Origin of the sequence: Microbulbifer pacificus, assembly GCF_033723955.1 — a bacterium.
GTDB lineage: Bacteria > Pseudomonadota > Gammaproteobacteria > Pseudomonadales > Cellvibrionaceae > Microbulbifer > Microbulbifer pacificus.
Genome location: NZ_CP137555.1, coordinates 2,536,424 through 2,554,942 on the forward strand (window position 1 = coordinate 2,536,424; position 18,519 = coordinate 2,554,942).

An 18,519-nucleotide genomic window follows, 5' to 3' on the forward strand; every position below is an offset into this window, starting at 1 on the left:
GTGTCAGAGGTATATTGCGACGAAAATGCGTATTTAATGCCAAAAAAAGGTTTGAAGATTCGTGAAGCGGGCGCCAATTAGCTCTTTTGGGCTAGCCCTTTTTTGCTGATTGGCGTGTGGCTGCCCGTTACAGTGGGGTCTTGGATTTTTCCGCCGGGATCTCGCGCACCAGCTTTGGCACCAGATAGCCGGGCAGGCGCTGGCGCATGGCTTCCACCAGGGCAAGCGCGCGCTCGTCACTCACTTCGAAATGCGCCGCTCCCTGCACCCGGTCCAGCTGGTGCAGGTAGTAGGGCAGCACGCCGGCGTCGAACAGGGTTTCCGACAGCTCCGCCAGCGCATCCTCGCAGTCGTTCACGTCCTTCAACAATACGGACTGGTTGAGCAGGGTGACTCCGGCGGCCCTGAGTTTGCCGAGCGCCGCGCGCACCTCGCCGTCGATCTCATTGGCGTGGTTGCAGTGCAGTACCAGTACCGGTTTGAGACGACTGCCGGCGAACCAGGCGAGAAATTCTTCGTTGACCCGGGACGGCGCCACGATGGGCAAGCGGGTGTGGATGCGCAGCTTGTCGAGCTGCGGGATCTGCGCCAGCTCGCCGGCGAGCCAGGCAAGCTGGCGATCGTTCATTACCAGCGGATCGCCACCACTGAGGATCACTTCGCGCAGGTCCGCCTGTTCGCGGATATAGTCCAGCGCCTGCTGCCACTGGTTGCGGTTCAGGTGGTTGTCGCTGTAGGGAAAGGCGCGGCGGAAGCAGTAGCGGCAGTTGACGGCGCACTGGCCGGCGGCGATCAGCAGCAGGCGGCCGCGGTATTTGTGCACTACACCCGGTACCGGGTTGGCATTGGCCTCTTCCAGCGGGTCGTCGCTGAAACCGGGGGTGGGCTGCAGTTCGGCAGCGGTGGGCAATACTTGCAGTAGCAGCGGGTCGCGCGGGTTGCCGGGCTGGATACGGCGCAGCAGCGGGCGCGGTACCCGCAGCTGGAACAGCTCGGCGGCGGCGCTGAGTTGTGGCAGTTGCTCCGGGGCCAGTTGCAACAGTTCAAGCAGTTCCCGCGGGTCGGTGACCAGATCGGCCATTTCGTCCTGCCAGCGGCGCGCGGGCAACGATTCGCCGCCACTGGCGGTGATTTCGATGCTGCTAATTTCACGGGTGGGCTGGGCGTGCTGTATCATAGGCGGCTATTTTTGGCGCGGTCGGCGGCGGTACTGCTTTTTTGACGGGTATCTTTACTGGTCTGACCCGGTGTGGGGCGCGCGAAGTTTAATCAATCTGACGGCAGAATGCTGATATTTCGAGGAACCCATGGCTAGTTATTCCACTAACGAATTCAAAGGCGGTCTGAAGGTGATGTTGGACGGCGACCCCTGCTCCATTGTGGAGAATGAGTTCGTGAAGCCCGGCAAGGGCCAGGCCTTCAACCGTGTGAAGCTGCGCAACCTGAAGACCGGTCGCGTGTGGGAGCGTACTTTCCGCTCTGGTGAGAGCCTGGAGTCCGCGGACGTGATGGACCGCGAGATGGAATACCTCTACAACGATGGCGAGTTCTACCATTTCATGGAGCCGGAGTCTTTCGAACAGCATCAGGCGGATGTCAGTACCGTAGGCGATGCGGCGAAGTGGCTGAAGGAGCAGGATATCTGCACCGTGACCCTGTACAACGGCTCGCCACTGGCGGTGACTCCGCCCAACCACGTGATTCTGGAAATCGCGGAAACCGATCCGGGCGTGCGCGGTGATACCGCTCAGGGCGGCACCAAGCCGGCGACCCTGGTGACCGGTGCGGTGGTAAAAGTGCCGCTGTTCCTGGAGATCGGCGATTCCATCAAGGTGGATACCCGCTCTGCGGAATACCTGGGTCGCGCCAAGGAAGACTGATCTTTGCTCGCTGCCATTTTCGCCATTCTTTTGGTGCGGTAGCGGCGAGCCACCGGGGATGGGTTTTCAGGACCGCTGTGAACCCATCCCTGGGCGCTGCGGCGCAAACATCCTGTTTGCGACGCTCCTGAAAACCCATCCCCGGCGCCTCGCCTTCAATTCTGATTTCTGTGCCTTTCGGAAACTAAACTGAATCCGCATCCAGTTTTTTGGATTTTTTTTGCATGCCCGAAATTTCCTCCTGGCAGCCCACTGCCTCTCTCGACAATCTCCGTCGCCGCGCAGCGCTGCTGGCCGATATCCGTCGCTTTTTCAGCGAGCGCCAGGTGCTGGAGATGGATGTGCCCATCCTCTCCCGTCGTGCCACCAGCGATCCGCACATCGATTCGATCACCGCGAATTGCAGTGGCGAGGTGGCATATATGGCGACCAGTCCGGAGTTCGGGCTGAAGCGCCTGGTGGCAGCGGGTATCGGTGACTGTTACTACCTCGGCAAGGCGTTTCGTAACGGTGAGGCCGGTGGTCGCCACAATCCTGAGTTCTCGATGCTGGAGTGGTACCGGGTGGGCTGGGATGACCATCGTCTGATGATCGAGGTTGGGGAGTTGCTGTCGTGGGTGCTGAAAATCCCGAAGGTGTACTCCTATAGTTACCGCGCGCTGTTTCTGCAGCATATCGGGGTAGATCCGCACCGGGCATCGTTCGAGGAGCTGCGCGCGGAGGTGGCGCGGGTGCTGGAGTTGTCGTTTGAGCCCGCGGGGCGGGATGAGTGTCTGGATCTGCTGATGAGCCATCACATCGAGCCGAATATGGGTGACGGGATCACGCTGGTGTACGACTTCCCGGCGACCCAGGCGGCGCTGGCGCGGGTGGAGGAGGATGAACTGGGGGTGCCGGTGGCGCGGCGGTTTGAGGCTTATGTGAAGGGCATGGAGCTGGCGAACGGTTACTGGGAGCTGACAGATGCGCCGGAGCAGCAGCGGCGCTTCGAGGCGGACCACCGCTACCGCGAAGATAACGGCAAGCCGGTGTATCCGTTCGAGGATCGCCTGGTACAGGCACTGGAAGCGGGGCTGCCGGATTGTGCGGGAGTGGCGCTGGGGTTTGACCGTCTGCTGATGCTGGCCTGCGGTGCAGGCCGCATCGATGAGGTGATTGCGTTTCCGATCGAGCGGGCGTGATGTCCCGATAGGTGCTGTCCGGGTACGCGGGAATCAGGCGCTCTGGCGATCGTCGTCGAGGGGGCTGTTTTCCGCGTCGCTGACGATGTGGGCACTGCCGCGTTCGGGGGTAAAGTCATAGCGGGCCACTTCGCCGACGGCGTAGAAGCCGACGTTCAGCCATACATCCTGCTGGTCCTCTCCCACCAGTGCCACCGCGTGTTTGTGGTGACTGCGCAGCACTTCGTTGACCAGGTGCTGCACCATGGTGCTGCCGATTCCGCGGTCGCGGTATTCGGGCAGGGTGCCGAGGTCATAGAAGCCGAGGGCGTCGGCGGACGAAAACAGGCAGCCGGTGGCGGCAGGTTTGCCCTGAAATGTACCGAGGAAGTACTTGAGGCGGCTGTGCTTGTGTTCCGGCAACTCGGCGAGCTGACGGTAGAATTTCTTGATCTGGGCGGTTTCCCGCGGGCAGTTCTGCATTTCCGCGATCAGCTCGCCGTAGGCCAGCAGGTCGTCGGCGTTGTGCACCGCCTTGATCTCCAGCCCCTCCAGCGATTTCTCATCGGTGGCGAGCTGCTTCACTTCCGCCGCCATCGCAATCACCGGCGCCTGCCGGACCAGTTGCAACTCCGCCAGCGCCTCGTCGTCCAGCGGTTTGTTGGCGCAGTGCCACAGGGAGAAGGGGCTGTGGCGTTCGGCGAAATAATCCACCACAAATCGCTGCAGGATGCGCGGCTGCATCACCGCATTGCTGACCACCTGGTTGAAACGGGTGGAGAGCAGGCCGCTGTCGGTGCGCAGCAGACCGGTGATTTCCTTGCTCTGTTGCGGGTTGAGCAGATCGGCGCAGTACCCGGCTTTGTTTTCCAGGTTACGGCACACGAGATTCTTGGCGCTGAGACTGTATTTCATGGTTACAGGATAGTCTTGCCGGTTGTTGGGCGTATCATTGTTCGCAACCTGTGACAGCAGAATCAGCCCAATTGATCCACCTGCGACAGCGCGCACTGGTCCATCGACAGCGCCGGCTGCTCGCAGCTGGCGGTGCCGATCACCTTCGCCGGTACCCCGGCCACCAGGGCTTTCTCCGGCACTGCTTTCAACACCACACTGCCCGAGGCAATCTGCGAGCAGCGGCCGATCTCTATATTGCCCAGGATCTTGCTGCCGGCGCCGATCAGTACGCCACAGCGCACCTTCGGGTGGCGGTCGCCGGACTCCTTGCCGGTACCGCCCAGGGTTACCGATTGCATGATCGAGACGTTGTCTTCCACCACCGCGGTTTCGCCGATGACGATGCCGGTGGCGTGATCCAGCAGAATCCCCTGGCCCAGTTGCGCCGCCGGGTGAATATCCACCCCGAACACCACCGAGATACGGTGCTGCACGAACAGTGACAGCGAACGGCGCTGTTGTTGCCACAGCCAGTGCGCCACGCGCCAGGCCTGCAGGGCGTGGAAGCCTTTGAAAAACAGGAAGGGCTCGTACAGCGACTGGCACGCGCTGTCGCGCTGTTCGATGGCGGCGAGGTCCGCGCGCGCTGCCAGGCCAATGCTGGGGTCCGCTTCCAGTGCCTCGTCGATCACCTCGCGGATCAGTAGCGCTGGCGCAACCGGGCTGTCGAGCTTGTTGGCGAGGTGGAAGCTCAGCGCCGACTCGAGGGTCCCGTGGTTGAGAATGGTGGCATGCAGAAAGCTCGCCAGAATCGGCTCCCGCTCCACCTGCACCGCCACATCCTGGCGGATCTGCTGCCACAGTTGGTCCTGCGCTACCGCAGGCATGAGAATTTCCATTCTGAACAGCTCCTTTTACTTGTTACATGGCACCTGTTACACCGCTACGGTTATACCGCACCGAGGGTGAGCGGCGGCTCCTGCAGTGCCGACAGCTGCTCGCGCAGTGCGAGTATATGTTCCGCCCAGTAACGCGCGGTATTGAACCAGGGGAAGGCGCGTGGAAACGCCGGGTCCTGCCAGCGCCTCGCCAGCCATGCCGCGTGGTGCATCTGGCGTAGGCAGCGCAGCGGCTCGATCAACTGTAGCTGCTGTGGATCGAAAGCGTAGAAGGTTTCGTAACCCTCCACCACCGCGTCGAGGTAGGCGGTTTGCTCGGCGCGATTGCCGGAAATCAGCATCCAGATATCCTGGATCGCCGGGCCCTGCAGGCAGTCGTCCAGATCCACAAACCAGGGCGTGTCGTCGCGCCACAGGAAGTTGCCGCTGTGGCAGTCGCCGTGCAGACGCAGGGTGGTCCACTCGCGCTCGAACAGCGGCGCAATGCGTTCGATGATGTGCGCGGTGGTGGTCTCGTAGGCTTCGCGATTTTCCCGCGGCAGGAAATCACCGGCGAGAATGAACGCGCGACTGTCGCGGGCAAAGTGTTGCAGTGACAGCGACGGGCGATGGTCGAATGGCTTGGCCGCGCCGAGGGCGTGGATGCGCCCGAGCATGGTGCCCACCTGTTCCAGGTGGTCAAAGTTATCCAGTTCCAGCTGGTGCCCGCCGCGGCGCGGAAACAGCGCAAAGCGGAAGCCATGGGCTTCATGCAGGGTGCGGCCGTTGTATTCCAGCGGTGCCACCACGGGAATCTCCGCCTCTGCCAGCTCCTGCGCGAAGCTGTGTTCTTCTAGAATCTGCGCGTCGGTCCAGCGCCCCGGGCGGTAGAACTTGGCAATCAGAGGCTGCGCCTCGTCGATTCCCACCTGGTAGACGCGGTTCTCGTAACTGTTGAGTGGAAAAATGCGCGCGTCGGAGAGGAGGCCGACGCTTTCAACGCAGTCGATCACCCGGTCCGGGGTGAGCGCATCGTAGGGGTGTGACATTTCGGTCATGTCGGTCATGGCGGCGCTCCGGTGAGCCTCGGGAAGCTCATACAAATTGGGGCGCTATGCTAACGCGGTTGGCGGATACCACCAACACCATCACTTCCCCGGAGCACGGTGTGCCCCGGGGCGAGACGCCGGTTTATTCCCGCAGCTTATTCCGAGGCAGTTTGCGGGCCGATGATGCCGCTGACCTCGACGATCTTGTCCGCGGGGAATCCGCCCAGCTTGGCATGCTTGGCAATGATCTCCTTGTTGGGGGCCTGATACACGCAATAAAACTTGTCTTCGGCGACGTAGCTCTGCTGCCATTTGATATCCGGCCCCAGTGTTTCCAACACCGCGCGGGACTTCTGCGAGATGGATTTGAGTTCGTCCTGGGTGAGGTTCTGCGCGCCGGGAATGGTGCGTTCGATGATGTACTGGTGGCTGTCGGCGGAAAACGCGGTGGCGCTGGCAATCAGTAAGGCAAATGCAATCAGTGAGTAACGCATGGGAGTATCTCCTGTGGGGAAAATTTTCATTGGATAACAGCTCGGTGAACAACCTCGATTGCTGTATGAGGTCTGCCCGTTATCCAAGCAGCCACTGGTCGCGCTCACAATGAATTCCCTCCTGACCTTTACCTGAACTGGTGATTGCCGTTAAATCAAGGCGTTAGCAGTAGAAATGAACTGCTCACACTGTGCGGAAACGGCAGCAGACCGGATTCGGGGCGGCATATGACGACACTGTGTTTCGGCGAGTTCGAACTCGACAATAAAAAAAACCGTCTGCTGCGTCGTGGCAAGAAGGTGGCGATCCAGGAGCAACCACTGCGCCTGTTGTCCCTGCTGCTGGCGGAGCCAGGGGCGCTGGTGACCCGGGAACGGATTTACCGTGAGTTCTGGCCGGATGACGCCACCGGCATCCTCGATGACAACCTCAATACCCTGGTGCGGAAACTGCGCCAGGCCCTCAATGATTCGGCGCGCAGCTCGCGCTTTGTGGAAACCATACCCAGGCAGGGCTATCGATTTATCGCTCCGGTGGTTGTGCAGGGAGCAGAGCCGGGTATCGAGCAGAGTGTCAAGCCGACTGCCGAGCAGCAATCCGCGCGCATCGAAACGGGAGTTTCGCGTCACTTTGTGCGTCCCGCGGTCGCTGTGGGCGCGCTGATGCTGCTGGCTGTGTTGGGTTATTTGCTGTCACCTTATTTTGTTGCTCCGAGTAGTGCGGACCGGCACTTCAATTCCGTCGCCGTGCTGCCCTTTGTGAACGCCAGTGATGACTACCAGCGGGATTATTTCAGCGACGGTCTCGCCGACGACATACTCAATCGCCTGTCCGGTTTTCCCGGATTACATGTCGTTTCCAGAACCTCCTCCTTTGCCCTGCAGCAGTCCGGTCTCGATGCGCGCAGCATCGGTGAGAAGCTGAATTCCGATGCGCTGGTCGAGGGCAGCGTGCGCAGGGATGAAGAACAGCTGCGCATCAATGTGCGGCTCATCGACACCGGCAATGGTTATCAACTGTGGTCGCGCAGCTACCAGCGGGAGCTGACGGATATCTTCTCGGTGCAGGAGGAGATCGCGCTGGAGATTGCCAGTGCACTGGCCGGTGAATTGCAGAGTGGCGTGGAGGCCAACTTGCAGCCGGACCGGATTCCTCCCGCCGCTTACGACAACTATCTCAAGGGGCGTTTCTACTGGCACCAGCGTTCGGAACGCGATCTGCATGCGGCGGTGGATTGTTTCGAGCAGGCCATTGCGCTCGCCCCGGAGTACGCACCGGCCTGGGCAGGGCTTGCGGACGCTCTCGCGGTACTGGGTTTCTACGATTACCTGCCGCCATCCGAGGCGTTTACCCGCGCCCGCGGCGCCGCCCGCCGCACCCTGCAGCTGGACCCGGTCAATGCCTCGGCGGAGGCCAATCTCGGTTATGTGGCGCTGTATTACGACTGGGATCTGGCGGAGGCGGAAGCGCGCTTCCTGCAGGCGATCGCGTTCAAGCCGGACTCCTCCAAGGCGCATCAGTGGTACGCGAACCTGCTGGTGGCGGCGGGGCGGTTTGCGGAAGCGGAGCGGGAGATGCGCAGGGCCACCGAGCTGGACCCGCTGTCACTGATTGCCAATGCCGCCCTGGGCTGGGTGCTGTATCACGCGGGGTCTCACCAGGCAGCAATGGAACAGCTGGCGCTGGCGCAGGAGCTGGATCCGGATTTCGAACTCATTTACCTGTGGCGAGGCTGGACGCTCGAAGACATGGGTGACCTCTCCGGCGCTGTGGATTCCCTGCGGGAAAATGTAGCGCGCTCCGGCGGCAGTGCCATCGGCGTGGCCTCGCTGGCGCGGACACTGGCGCTGGCGGGGGATGAACAGGAAGCCCGCGACCAGCTGGCGGAACTCGAACTCTCCGGTGGGTATCTGCCGTCTTACGAAATGGCCAAAGCCTATCTCGCTTTGGGAGATTTGGCCGAGGTGGATCGCTGGCTGCAGCGCGCGAGGAACCAGCGCTCACATTCACTGGTGTTCCTCAATGTGGATCCGCAGCTGGCGGCGTTTCGCACCACGCAAGACTATGCGCAGCTTGCCCGACAGGTGCTGCCGAAGCCTTAGCCAGGCTGGCATTACACAGTGGGATTTGAGGAGGGGAAGCCGGGGGCCGATGTTGTCGAGCCCCCGGACAAGGGCAGTCAATTAAACCGCGACTTTTTCCAGCGCCAGACTGCCGATGGAATAGCCCGCACCGAAAGAACAGATCACGCCCTTGCTGCCTACCGGCAGATCATCGCTGTGCAGATTGAACGCGATCACCGAACCCGCGCAGGCGGTGTTGGCGAAGCGGTCCAGCACGATCGGCGCGCGTTCGATGCTGGCGTCGTCACCCATTAGCTTTTTTGCAATCAGGTTGTTCATGTTGATGTTGGCCTGATGCAGCCACCAGCGATCGATGGCGGCCGGGGTCATGCCCAGCTCCTGTACCTGGTTCTCCAGGTGTTCAGCGGCCATCGGGCAGACTTCCTTGAACACCTTGCGGCCATTCTGGCGGAACAGCTTGCCGTCGCCATAGGGGTCGACATCCGCGGCGCGGGCGGTGTAGCTGAAGTTGGAGCGAATATTGTTGGAAAAGACGGTCTTCGCCTTGGTGCCGAGGATTTCCCACGCGGTGTCTGCGTTGCAGAGATCCTTGCGCTCAACCACCGAGGCCACCGCCACATCGCCAAAAATAAAGTGGCTGTCGCGATCGGTGTAATCCACCTGGGGTGACGCCAGTTCCGGATTGATCACCAGCACCGCCTTGGCGGAACCGGAGCTGATGGCGTCTACGGCGCGCTGCAGGGAAAAGGTCGCAGAGGAGCAGGCGACTTCCATATCGAAGGCAAAGCCGTCGATGCCGAGTGCACCCTGGATCTCGATGGCGATGGCGGGATAGGAGCGCTGCAGATAAGAGGCGCCGACGATCACCGCATCGATGTCTTCCGGTTTCTTGTTGGCCTTTTCCAGTGCCAGCTTGGCCGCCTTCAGACCCATTTCCGCCTGCAGGCACAGCTCGTCATCGGCGCGCTCCGGCAGGTAGGGGCGCATACGCTCGGGGTCGAGAATCCCCTCCTTGCTGACCACATAGCGGCTCTTGATACCGGAAGCCTTTTCGATGAATTCCGCGGAGGAAAAGGGTTTGGCTTCCAGCTCGCCCGCCTCGATAGCGGCGGCGTTTTCGCGGTTGTACTTTTGCGCGAAGGTATTGAGTGCCGTCACCAGCTCTTCATTGGTAATGGTGTCCGGGGGGGTCCACAGGCCGGTACCGCTGATCACAATGCCCCGGGGCATCTTGTATTCGCTCATCATGCTAAATCCCGTACTTCACGCCTGCTCGGCGAGCTTCTTTTATAACGTTAGCAGCCGGTGATTTTTTGCACAGTGGCTGCAAAGGGCGACTATTGTGCCGCCGCGGGTCGGCCCGGTCTAGGAATGTGTACTAGGGTACCGAATGGTCAGAGGGGGGAATTGGCTGGATATCAAGGGGTTCTGGCCAGGGCGTAAGCACTCACCCGACTTGCGCCGCTGTCCAGGAGTGACTGGGTGGCCGCCTCGAGAGTGGCGCCGGTGGTGATCACGTCGTCCACCAGGCCGATATGCAAGCCTTGCACCCGGGAAGAGGCGGCAAAGCTGTGTGCAAGATTCTTCAGCCGTTCGTTGCGGCGCAGCTGCTGTTGGCTGTCGGTCCGGGTCACCTTGCGCAGGGCGTGGTTATCCACAGGGACCTGCCAGTGCTTGCCGAGGATATCCGCGATCAGCTGCGCCTGGTTGTAGCCACGGGTGAGTTGCCTGCGCCAGTGCAGCGGTATGGGAACCAGTAGATCCGGGGGGGCGGCGGAGTGAAGCTTCTGCCCGATCTGTTCTGCGGCCAGTTCGGCCAGGGTGCGCCCGGCGGCGAAGTCCCGCTGATATTTTAGGCGCTGGATCAGCTGTGCCACCGGATAGGCATAACTCCAGCAGGCATAGCTGAGCTTTTGCGGTGGCGGCTGTTGCAGGCACCGTGGGCAGGTTCGGTCGCCGGTGTTCTCGAGCGGCAACGCGCACTGGGTGCAGGCGTGGCGGATGATCGGCAGGTCGCTGCGGCAGGGCGCACAGATGCCGGAATGAATCTGCTGACTCGCGCCACACAGCAGGCAGCGGGCGAGACTGGATTCCAGACTGCGGTCAAGCAGCTGGCCAAAGAGTCGCAGCATCCTGGGGCAATCCTCCCTGATTGCTTGGCCGTGTCACCGCAATTGCGGACTTGTAAACCTTGCCTGGTTCTCTCGGTTGACAGCGAAAGGGCCACCGCTACACTTGCAGGCCTTCACAGACCGAAAAGTCCGATCCCCGGCCAAAATTGACGCTTGAGTCGAGTGGCCTCCGAGGAGAGTAATCCCAGTGACTGCCAACCCGCAAATGTCCAACGCTTCTTCCAATTACGGCGAGGTTCGCCACGACTGGACTCGCCAGCAGGTGCTGGACCTGTTCGCACTGCCGTTCAGCGATCTGATGTTCACCGCGCAACTGGTGCACCGCCAGCACTTTGACGCCAACCGGGTGCAGGTGAGCACCCTATGTTCCATCAAGACCGGCGCCTGCCCGGAAGACTGCAGTTACTGCCCGCAGAGTGCCCGCTACGACACCGGCCTCGAGCGCGAGAAGCTGATGAAGGTGGAAAAGGTGGTGGAGGAGGCGCGCGCGGCCAAGGCCAGCGGCGCCACCCGTTTCTGCATGGGCGCCGCCTGGCGCTCGCCCAAGAACAAGGACATGCAGTACGTCACCCAGATGGTGCGTGAGGTGAAAGCCCTGGGTCTCGAGACCTGCATGACCCTCGGCATGCTGAGCGACGAGCAGGCCAGGGGCCTGGCGGACGCCGGGCTCGACTATTACAACCACAACCTGGATACCTCGCCGGAATACTACGGCGACATCATTACCACCCGCACCTACGAAGACCGCCTGAACACCCTGGCGAATGTGCGCGCGGCGGGTATGAAGGTGTGTGCCGGCGGCATTATCGGCCTCGGTGAAGAGGAAAAGGATCGCGCCGGCCTGCTGATGCAGCTGGCCAATCTCCCCGAGCACCCGGAATCCGTGCCGATCAATATGCTGGTAAAAGTGGCCGGCACCCCGCTGGAAAACAACAAGGACCTCGACCCCTTTGAGTTTATCCGCTGTATCGCCGTGGCCCGCATCATGATGCCGAAATCCCACGTGCGCCTTTCCGCCGGTCGTGAATCCATGAACGACGAGATGCAGTCGCTGGCGTTCCTCGCCGGCGCCAACTCTATTTTCTACGGCGAAAAACTGCTGACCACCGCCAACCCCGAAGCCAACAAGGATATGCAGCTGTTCGCGCGCCTCGGCATCAAGCCGGAGGAGTACCAGCAGTACGAGGACGAGACAGTAGTGGAAGCGGGACTGCAGGCACAGATTACCGAGCAGCAGAATGCCCCGTTCTTTTACGACGCCGCCAAGGCATAAGTTTTAAAACGTTGTGACTGATGCCGTGAACAGCCTGCAGGATTTTCTCGACGCGCGCCTGGCGGAACGCCGGGCGCAGCAGTTGTACCGCAGTCATAAAACACTGGCTGCCGCCCCCGGGCCGGTGGCAATCGTCGACGGCCGTGAGCTGGTCACCTTCAGCAGCAATGACTACCTGGGTCTCGCCGTCCATCCGGAAGTGATAGCCGCCCAGCAGCGCGGCGCTCTGCTCGGTGCCGGTGCCACCGCTTCCCATCTGGTCAATGGCCATTTCGAAGTCCACCAAAAACTGCAAGACAAAATTGCCGAGGTCACCGGCCGCGAAGCGGCGCTATTGTTTGGCAGCGGCTATATGGCCAACATGGGTGTAATCAACGCGCTGATCGGGCGCGGCGATTATGTGGTGCAGGACAAGCTCAATCACGCCTCGCTGATCGACGGCGGGCGCATCAGCGGTGCCGAATTTCTGCGTTTTGCCCACAACGATCTCACCGCACTGGAACGACAACTGCGGCGCGCGCGCGAAAAAGGTAATGGCAAAATCCTGCTGGCGGTCGACGGCGTCTACAGCATGGACGGCGACACCGCGCCGCTCGCGCAGATGGCCGAGCTGTGTCATCGGTACGACGCCTGGCTGATGGTGGACGAGGCCCACGGCTTTGGCGTCATGGGGAGTGAGTTTTTTCCCTGTGCCGGCAGCGCCGCTGCCGCGGGGCTCGACCAGAATACGGCGCCCATCGTTATGGGGACCCTCGGCAAGGCGGCCGGTAACGGCGGTGCATTTGTCGCGGGTTCGCGGGCACTGATCGACTACCTTACTCAGTTTGCGCGCACCTATATCTACACCACCGGTATGCCGCCGGCGCTGGCTGCCGGCTGTCTGAGGGCGCTGGAGCTGATGCAGGAATTACCCCTGCGCCAGACATTAAATAAACGCATCCAGTATTTCCGCGAGCGCGCGGCGCAGTTGCAATTGCCGCTGGAAAATTCCACCAGTGCGATACAGCCGCTGGTGCTCGGCTGTGAAAAAAAAGTATTGGCGGTCAGTGCGCAGCTGCAGCGTGCCGGTTATCTCGTCGGCGCGATACGTCCACCCACGGTGCCCGCGGGTACCGCGCGCTTGCGCATTACCCTTTCCGCGTCTCACGGTGAGGCACAGATCGACGGCCTGCTGCAGGCGTTGGTGAGCGCACTGGTTGCGGTGGAGGCAACGGTATGAATATTGCGTTGATCCACGGCTGGGGTGGGGATTCCCGCTGCTGGCAGCCGCTGCTGCGTGAGCTGGATGGTTTTTTCAACGAGACAGTGGCGCTCGATTTGCCGGGGTTCGGCGCGCGCGCGCAGGAACCCTGGCCAAAAACTGAAATTTTACTGGAACAGCTGGACGCACAATTGCCGGAAAACTGCCTGCTGCTGGGCTGGTCCCTGGGTGGCATGCTCGCGGTGCAACTCGCAGCACGCAGCAGAAAAGTCCGAGCTCTGGTCACCATCGCCGCCAACGGCAGTTTTGTTTCGCGCGACGGATGGCCGGGAATGGAAGCGGAGGTGTTCGCAGAATTCTGTAATGCCCAGCGCGAGCAGCCGGAAAAAAACTGGCAGCGGTTCTGTGGGCTGGAAGCCCGCGGTGATTCTGATATGCGCGGGCTGGTGAAGATCCTCAAGGGCTGGCAGCCACCATCCATTCCGGAAGGCTGGTGCGATGCGCTGGAAGGTCTCGGCGACCTCGACAACCGCACAGTGCTGCCCGCGCTGAAGATTCCGGCATTGCATATTTTCGGCAAGGGCGATGCGCTGGTCCCGTCGGCAGCGGCAACAGAGATTGAAAAAATGGGCTGCGAGGTGGCGTTAATTGCGGGGGCGGGGCACTGCCCGCATCTGAGCCGCCCGGCAGAGATCGCCGCACTGGTAACCGGTTTTTCCGGGCGCGAGAGCGGACAGCGGGCGCCGATGGATAAAACCTCGGTGGCGCGGGCCTTTGGCCGCGCTGCAGAAAGCTACGATGCCGCCGCCCATCTGCAACGCGCCGTTTGCCGGGAGCTGATAGACCGCGAACCGCAAAACCGTGTTGGCGAAAACAGGTCGCCCAAGCGGATTCTCGATCTCGGCAGTGGCACCGGTTACGGCAGTGAGTTATTGCGCAAGCGCTACCCGGATGCGGAAATCATTGCACTGGATCTGGCACCGGAAATGCTGAGTTACGCCCGCACCCATCGACCGGTCAGCAACGGCTATGTGGCCGCGGACGCGGAGCAGCTGCCACTGGCGGACGGCTGTATCGATCTGGTGTTTTCCAGCTTTGCGCTGCAGTGGTGCTATCGCCTGCCGCAATTGTTTGCGGAAATCCGCCGCGTGATGGCACCGGGCGCCAATGCACTGATTTCCACGCTGGTGCCGGGAACCCTGCGCGAACTGGAGCGCAGCTGGACGGCGGTGGACGACAACGTACACGTCAATCGCTTCCTGCCGGCGGAGGAGTGGCAGCGTGCCTGCGAACACAACCGGCTGGATTGCACGGTGACCACGGAGCAGCGCGTGTTGCATTTCGACAACATCAAGACCCTGATGCGCGAGCTGAAGAGTATCGGTGCCCACAACGTCAATCGCGATGCGGGCAAGGGATTGCTGAGCCGTGAGAAGCTCTGCAAACTCACCGCGGCATACGAGCAGCAGCGCAGCGATACCGGCCTGCCGGCGACCTATCAGGTGCTGTATCTCACCCTGGCCCAGCGGCAGTCGCAAACGGCCACGCTGCACGCGGCTGCCTCCCGCTGAGCGGGGTTATTTTTCTGGAACGAACGCGACAATCCGTGTCGGTCCACCGCTGCCACCGCGAATTTTCATCGGCAGTGCAATCAGCGTGAATCCTGTTTCCGGCAGGTCCGTCAGGTTGGCGACATTTTCCAGCGCCGGAATATTCTTGGCGAACAGGGTGCGGTGGGTTTCGAACAGGCGTGAGGCGCCGTAGTCGATGCTCGGCGTATCCAGACCCACCGCTTTTATCTCGCGCTTTTCCACCAGAAACTGTGCCGCCTCCGGTGACAGGCCGGGAAAATTCAGTTTTGCCACTGCCTGCTCGCCGCGCTCGGCGGTACCCATATATTTCTCCGGGTCCGGCCAGAAGCGCGCAGTACCGGTGTCGAACAGCACGATACTGCCTTTTGCGATATTGCCGTGCCGCGCTTCCCAGCGCTCGATATCGGCGACGGTGATCAGGTAATTGCGGTCCTCACCGATGCGGTCCGCCACACGGATTACTACACCGGGGCCGATCAACTGTTGCAGTGGGATCCTGTCCACAGACAAATGATCGCGGCTGAAATGTACCGGCGCATCCACATGGGTGCCGCCGTGCTCTGCGCCGGCCAGATTGTAGGCGGAGTAGTAATAGCCCTTGTCGGTTTCACCCGCGAACACGGTGGTCTTGGCAAACTTGTCGGCGGTGGGCCAGTAGATAGTGTCGTCGGCAAAGTCGTGAGAGAGGTCTACCCAGCGTCCCTGCGGAAAGTTCTCCGCAGCGGCGACATTCGCGAGCACCAGGCAGAATACGGTGAGCCAGCGGGTAATTGTTGCGGGGCAATGGCGCGTCTTGCCGTTCATTCAACTCTCCGTGTTTTTCCGATTATTTTCTCGCTGCGCGGAACTTGAACCGGTTCGCCCGTGAGGGGATAGTGATCAGCTTATTCGTCATCCCAAATTGATCAACGGACGCACCAGCAGTTGAAAGCCTATACCAAAGCGCCGTCTCTGCCAGCCGACCGCACCCGCGCGCTGGTGCTGGCGCGGCAGTATGTACACAGCCCGTGGAGTGGCGACGTCGCCGGCCTGATCGGGTATCTGGGCGCGTTGCAACTGGATGCCATTCAGGTGATCACCCGCGCCCATCTGCACCAGCTGCATGTCCGTCTGCCGCGGCTGCGAGAGGCTAATCTGATTGGCGCGCTGGAAAGCGCCGAGCGTGAGCGGCAGATTTTCGAGTACTGGTCCCACGCCGCCGCCTACCTGCCTGTGGATAACTACCGCTTTGCGCGCATCCGTATGGATCGTATCCGCGACGGGCAAAAACACTGGTTCGAGAGGAACGCCAGGCTGTGCCGTTTCGTACTGGATCGCATCCGCGCCGAGGGCCCGCTGAAGGCCAGTGATTTTGTGCGCGCCAAGGGCGGCTGGTGGAGCTGGAGCGAGGAGAAAAAAGCGCTGGAGCAGCTGTTCCACGAGGGCGAGCTGATGGTGAGCCACCGCGAGGGCTTCCAGAAGGTGTTCGACCTGCCGGAGCGCCTGCTGCCCGCAGATGTTAAGACGTCAGCGGCGAGCGAAGCCGAATACGGACGCCATCTGGTGGGCAGCTTTTTGCGCGCCCAGGGGCTGGGCCGTGCGGAAGAGATCAGCTACCTGCGCAAACATGACAAAGACCTGGTTGTGCAAGCAGTGGAAGGGATGCTGAAAAGCGGTGAATTGCTGCCAGTGGGCAAGGAACTGATACTGACCGAGGATATGGAGGTAGAGCCGCCAGCGGCGCCGCGCAAGGTGCGGTTGCTGTCGCCGTTCGACCCGCTGGTACTGCAGCGCAAACGCCTGAAGCGGCTGTTTGGTTTCGACTACCAGCTGGAATGCTACGTGCCGGGCCCCAAACGGAAATTCGGCTACTTCTGCCTGCCGATCCTCTACCGGGATGGCTTTGCGGGGGTGGTGGACCTGAAGGCGGACCGGGAAGCGGGCCTGTTGCGGGTGAAGGCCCTGCACTGGCGAAGTCCGCCGGGCAGCGCTCTGCTGTCCGGATACAACAAGGCCCTCGGCGATTTCGCCCGTTATCACGGACTGGCCGCCGAGGGCCTCTGATCTATTAACGGGATCGCAGCTACTCGTCGTCAGACCTGAACGACCACATACACCTCATGACCATCGCGCTGGGTGGGCATAAAGTAGTGGCCGCCGTAGCGGTAATACTGGATACCGTTGATCACTTCTGCGGTGTAACCCACCGGCAGGTTATCCACTACCTGGCCCGGTGCGTAAGCCGGCTGGGTCGCGCCCACCACCGGGGCCACAGCCACTGGTGCGGCGCTGGCCACTACGGTTGCCGGTTGCGGTACCACCACATAGCGGCCCATATGCGGATGCCACTGGTAGTAGGCGCTGCCGTACTGGTAATAGGTAAATCCGCCAATCTGGACCTGCACCGCGCTCGCCGGCAGTGTCAGCACCGCCGCACCGAGGGGCGCGTTCACCACCATGTATCCGGCGGGCGCCGGGCGGTAGTAATAGCCGCCTTGGTAGTAGTAGGGCACGCCACCCACTGCCACGTTCACGAAACCGGCCGGCAGAATGGGCACGGTAACGCCAATGCCGATACGCGGGCCGCCAAAGCGCGGGCCCCAGTAACCGTGGCCGTGATGGTGGCCGCGGTAGCCTGAATGCGCGTCTGCTGGTGCCGCGAAGGCAAAAGAGAGCAGCGCGACAAGTCCTGTTCCGAACAAAAGGAATTTGGCCGCTTTGTTCATGGAATCCCCCTGCGAGCGAGTGCTTACTATTGAACAAATAATAACCGCATTTACGAAGGGGCGCTACGTGCCACGTCCGCACCTGCGTTAAGAATTGTCAGCCCACCACGGAAGTTATCCACAGGATGTGGAAAAGTCTGGTGGTAAATTCGGGCGTCGGTTACCCGCAGGGGAGGTACCGGTTCGGCGCAAAATGCACCGAACCGGTTTGTTGATTTCAGCGCTGGTTGCGCTGAACGATACCCATCAGCTTGTACAGCAGGTGCGCGGCCCCGAATTCATAGGCGTGAAAACCTTCGATGGGCGCGAACTCCAGCAGGTCGAAACCGATGATCTGCCGCTGTTTGGCCACCGACTCGAACAGGTTCAGGGTCTGGTACCAGCCGAGCCCGCCGGGCACCGGAGTGCCGGTCGACGGGAAGACCGAGGGGTCCATGCCGTCGATGTCCAGGGTGAAGAACACCTTGCTGGGGAAGTTCTCCGGCAGCTCAAACGACTGCACCTGGGTCGGTACCAGCTGGTGCGCGTCCAGGTAGCCGACGTTGTACTGCTTGCGCGCGTCCATCTCTTCTTCGCAGTAGGCGCGGATGCCCAACTGGAACAGCGAAATACCCGCCTCACACACCAAGCGCATGACGCTGGCATGGCTGTGCTTGTGGCCTTCGTAGCGGTCGCGCAGGTCGGCGTGGGCGTCGATCTGCACCACGCCGAAGTCGGTGATCCCGGCATCCAGGTAACCCTTGATGATCCCCCAGGTGACCGAGTGTTCGCCGCCGATGCCCACGGGCATTTTGCCCATGGCCAGGATTTCGCGGGTGGCGCTGGCGATGTTCTCCATCACCTGCTCGGCGGGGCCGCTGACATCCACCGCTTCGCGGGTGTAGATCCCGAGCTCACAGGGGGAGGAGAAGTTGTCGAAGGTTTCCAACTGGTGGGAGGCTTCGATGATCGCCGCCGGGCCCTTGCCGGTGCCGCCGCCGTAGGAGACGGTCTCTTCGTAGGGGATTGGCAGGATGTGAAACAGGGCGTCTTCTGGCCTCGGTTGTTCGATTTCGGAGCCGAGGAAAATATTGGGGTCTTCGGTGTGCATAATTTTGGCCTGGTGCTTCTAGGTTGAGTGGTCCTATAGAACCTCTAGTGGCGGCCGAGCACCGGGTATCTGTTTTCAAAACC

Annotated in this window: 17 protein-coding genes; 7 read left to right on the forward strand and 10 right to left on the reverse strand. The window is 61.4% G+C overall.

Annotation, left to right across the window (positions count from 1 at the left end):
* Positions 1–127 precede the first annotated feature (127 nt).
* The gene (epmB, locus tag R5R33_RS10975) at positions 128–1,177 is read right to left on the reverse strand and encodes an EF-P beta-lysylation protein EpmB (RefSeq protein ID WP_318952743.1); all 1,050 of its coding nucleotides are present in this window, start codon (positions 1,175–1,177) and stop codon (positions 128–130) included.
* Positions 1,178–1,307: 130 nt separating this feature from the next.
* On the opposite strand from epmB, the gene efp reads away from it, so the two are divergent.
* Both efp and epmA read left to right on the forward strand, forming a co-directional pair.
* Entirely contained in the window at positions 1,308–1,880 is a 573-nt protein-coding gene (gene efp, locus R5R33_RS10980; RefSeq protein WP_318952744.1) for an elongation factor P, read from the forward strand.
* Between the two features lie 224 nt (positions 1,881–2,104).
* Positions 2,105–3,061 carry an EF-P lysine aminoacylase EpmA gene (gene epmA, locus R5R33_RS10985; RefSeq protein ID WP_318952745.1) on the forward strand — a complete coding sequence of 319 codons (957 nt, stop codon included), beginning with the start codon at positions 2,105–2,107 and terminating at the stop codon, positions 3,059–3,061.
* A gap of 33 nt (positions 3,062–3,094) precedes the next feature.
* Here epmA and R5R33_RS10990 read toward each other — a convergent pair whose 3' ends face one another.
* The 4 genes from R5R33_RS10990 to R5R33_RS11005 form a co-directional block, all read right to left on the reverse strand.
* A complete protein-coding gene (locus R5R33_RS10990) occupies positions 3,095–3,955 on the reverse strand; it encodes a GNAT family N-acetyltransferase (RefSeq protein WP_318952746.1) in 861 nt (286 codons plus the stop codon).
* Positions 3,956–4,017: 62 nt separating this feature from the next.
* Positions 4,018–4,836 (reverse strand): serine O-acetyltransferase, encoded by an 819-nt coding sequence (gene cysE, locus R5R33_RS10995; RefSeq protein ID WP_318952747.1) that lies wholly within the window; start codon positions 4,834–4,836, stop codon positions 4,018–4,020.
* Between the two features lie 50 nt (positions 4,837–4,886).
* Positions 4,887–5,873 (reverse strand): serine/threonine protein kinase, encoded by a 987-nt coding sequence (locus tag R5R33_RS11000; protein WP_318955725.1) that lies wholly within the window; start codon positions 5,871–5,873, stop codon positions 4,887–4,889.
* A gap of 146 nt (positions 5,874–6,019) precedes the next feature.
* Positions 6,020–6,358 (reverse strand): DUF4242 domain-containing protein, encoded by a 339-nt coding sequence (locus R5R33_RS11005; protein ID WP_318952748.1) that lies wholly within the window; start codon positions 6,356–6,358, stop codon positions 6,020–6,022.
* Positions 6,359–6,586: 228 nt separating this feature from the next.
* Here R5R33_RS11005 and R5R33_RS11010 point away from each other — a divergent pair, with 228 nt between their 5' ends.
* Positions 6,587–8,461, forward strand: a complete 1,875-nt coding sequence (locus R5R33_RS11010; RefSeq protein ID WP_318952749.1) for a winged helix-turn-helix domain-containing tetratricopeptide repeat protein — start codon at positions 6,587–6,589, stop codon at positions 8,459–8,461.
* 81 nt (positions 8,462–8,542) lie between these two features.
* On the opposite strand, the gene R5R33_RS11015 is transcribed toward R5R33_RS11010, so the two are convergent.
* Both R5R33_RS11015 and R5R33_RS11020 read right to left on the reverse strand, forming a co-directional pair.
* The gene (locus tag R5R33_RS11015) at positions 8,543–9,688 is read right to left on the reverse strand and encodes a beta-ketoacyl-ACP synthase III (RefSeq protein WP_318952750.1); all 1,146 of its coding nucleotides are present in this window, start codon (positions 9,686–9,688) and stop codon (positions 8,543–8,545) included.
* 173 nt (positions 9,689–9,861) lie between these two features.
* Entirely contained in the window at positions 9,862–10,575 is a 714-nt protein-coding gene (locus R5R33_RS11020) for a ComF family protein (protein ID WP_318952751.1), read from the reverse strand.
* 205 nt (positions 10,576–10,780) lie between these two features.
* Here R5R33_RS11020 and bioB point away from each other — a divergent pair, with 205 nt between their 5' ends.
* Genes bioB through bioC form a run of 3 tightly spaced genes read left to right on the forward strand, consistent with a single transcriptional unit; the run spans position 10,781 to position 14,620 of the window.
* Positions 10,781–11,848: a biotin synthase BioB gene (gene bioB, locus R5R33_RS11025; protein WP_318955726.1), complete on the forward strand. Its 1,068-nt coding sequence runs from the start codon at positions 10,781–10,783 to the stop codon at positions 11,846–11,848.
* 13 nt (positions 11,849–11,861) lie between these two features.
* Entirely contained in the window at positions 11,862–13,067 is a 1,206-nt protein-coding gene (bioF, locus tag R5R33_RS11030) for an 8-amino-7-oxononanoate synthase (RefSeq protein WP_318952752.1), read from the forward strand.
* Complete coding sequence (bioC, locus tag R5R33_RS11035) at positions 13,064–14,620, forward strand: malonyl-ACP O-methyltransferase BioC (protein ID WP_318952753.1); 1,557 nt, start codon at positions 13,064–13,066, stop codon at positions 14,618–14,620. The genes bioF and bioC overlap by 4 nt, the downstream gene beginning before the upstream one ends.
* A gap of 6 nt (positions 14,621–14,626) precedes the next feature.
* Here bioC and R5R33_RS11040 read toward each other — a convergent pair whose 3' ends face one another.
* Positions 14,627–15,445 carry a cyclase family protein gene (locus R5R33_RS11040; RefSeq protein ID WP_318952754.1) on the reverse strand — a complete coding sequence of 273 codons (819 nt, stop codon included), beginning with the start codon at positions 15,443–15,445 and terminating at the stop codon, positions 14,627–14,629.
* A gap of 120 nt (positions 15,446–15,565) precedes the next feature.
* On the opposite strand from R5R33_RS11040, the gene R5R33_RS11045 reads away from it, so the two are divergent.
* Complete coding sequence (locus tag R5R33_RS11045) at positions 15,566–16,684, forward strand: winged helix-turn-helix domain-containing protein (protein ID WP_318952755.1); 1,119 nt, start codon at positions 15,566–15,568, stop codon at positions 16,682–16,684.
* Positions 16,685–16,713: 29 nt separating this feature from the next.
* Here the strand turns inward: R5R33_RS11045 and R5R33_RS11050 are convergent, their stop codons facing one another.
* Together R5R33_RS11050 and speB are read right to left on the reverse strand one after the other, a co-directional pair.
* Positions 16,714–17,346, reverse strand: a complete 633-nt coding sequence (locus R5R33_RS11050; protein WP_318952756.1) for a DUF6515 family protein — start codon at positions 17,344–17,346, stop codon at positions 16,714–16,716.
* A 217-nt stretch (positions 17,347–17,563) separates the two neighbouring features.
* Positions 17,564–18,436, reverse strand: coding sequence for an agmatinase (gene speB, locus R5R33_RS11055; RefSeq protein ID WP_318952757.1), 873 nt, complete (start codon positions 18,434–18,436; stop codon positions 17,564–17,566).
* Positions 18,437–18,519 lie beyond the last annotated feature (83 nt).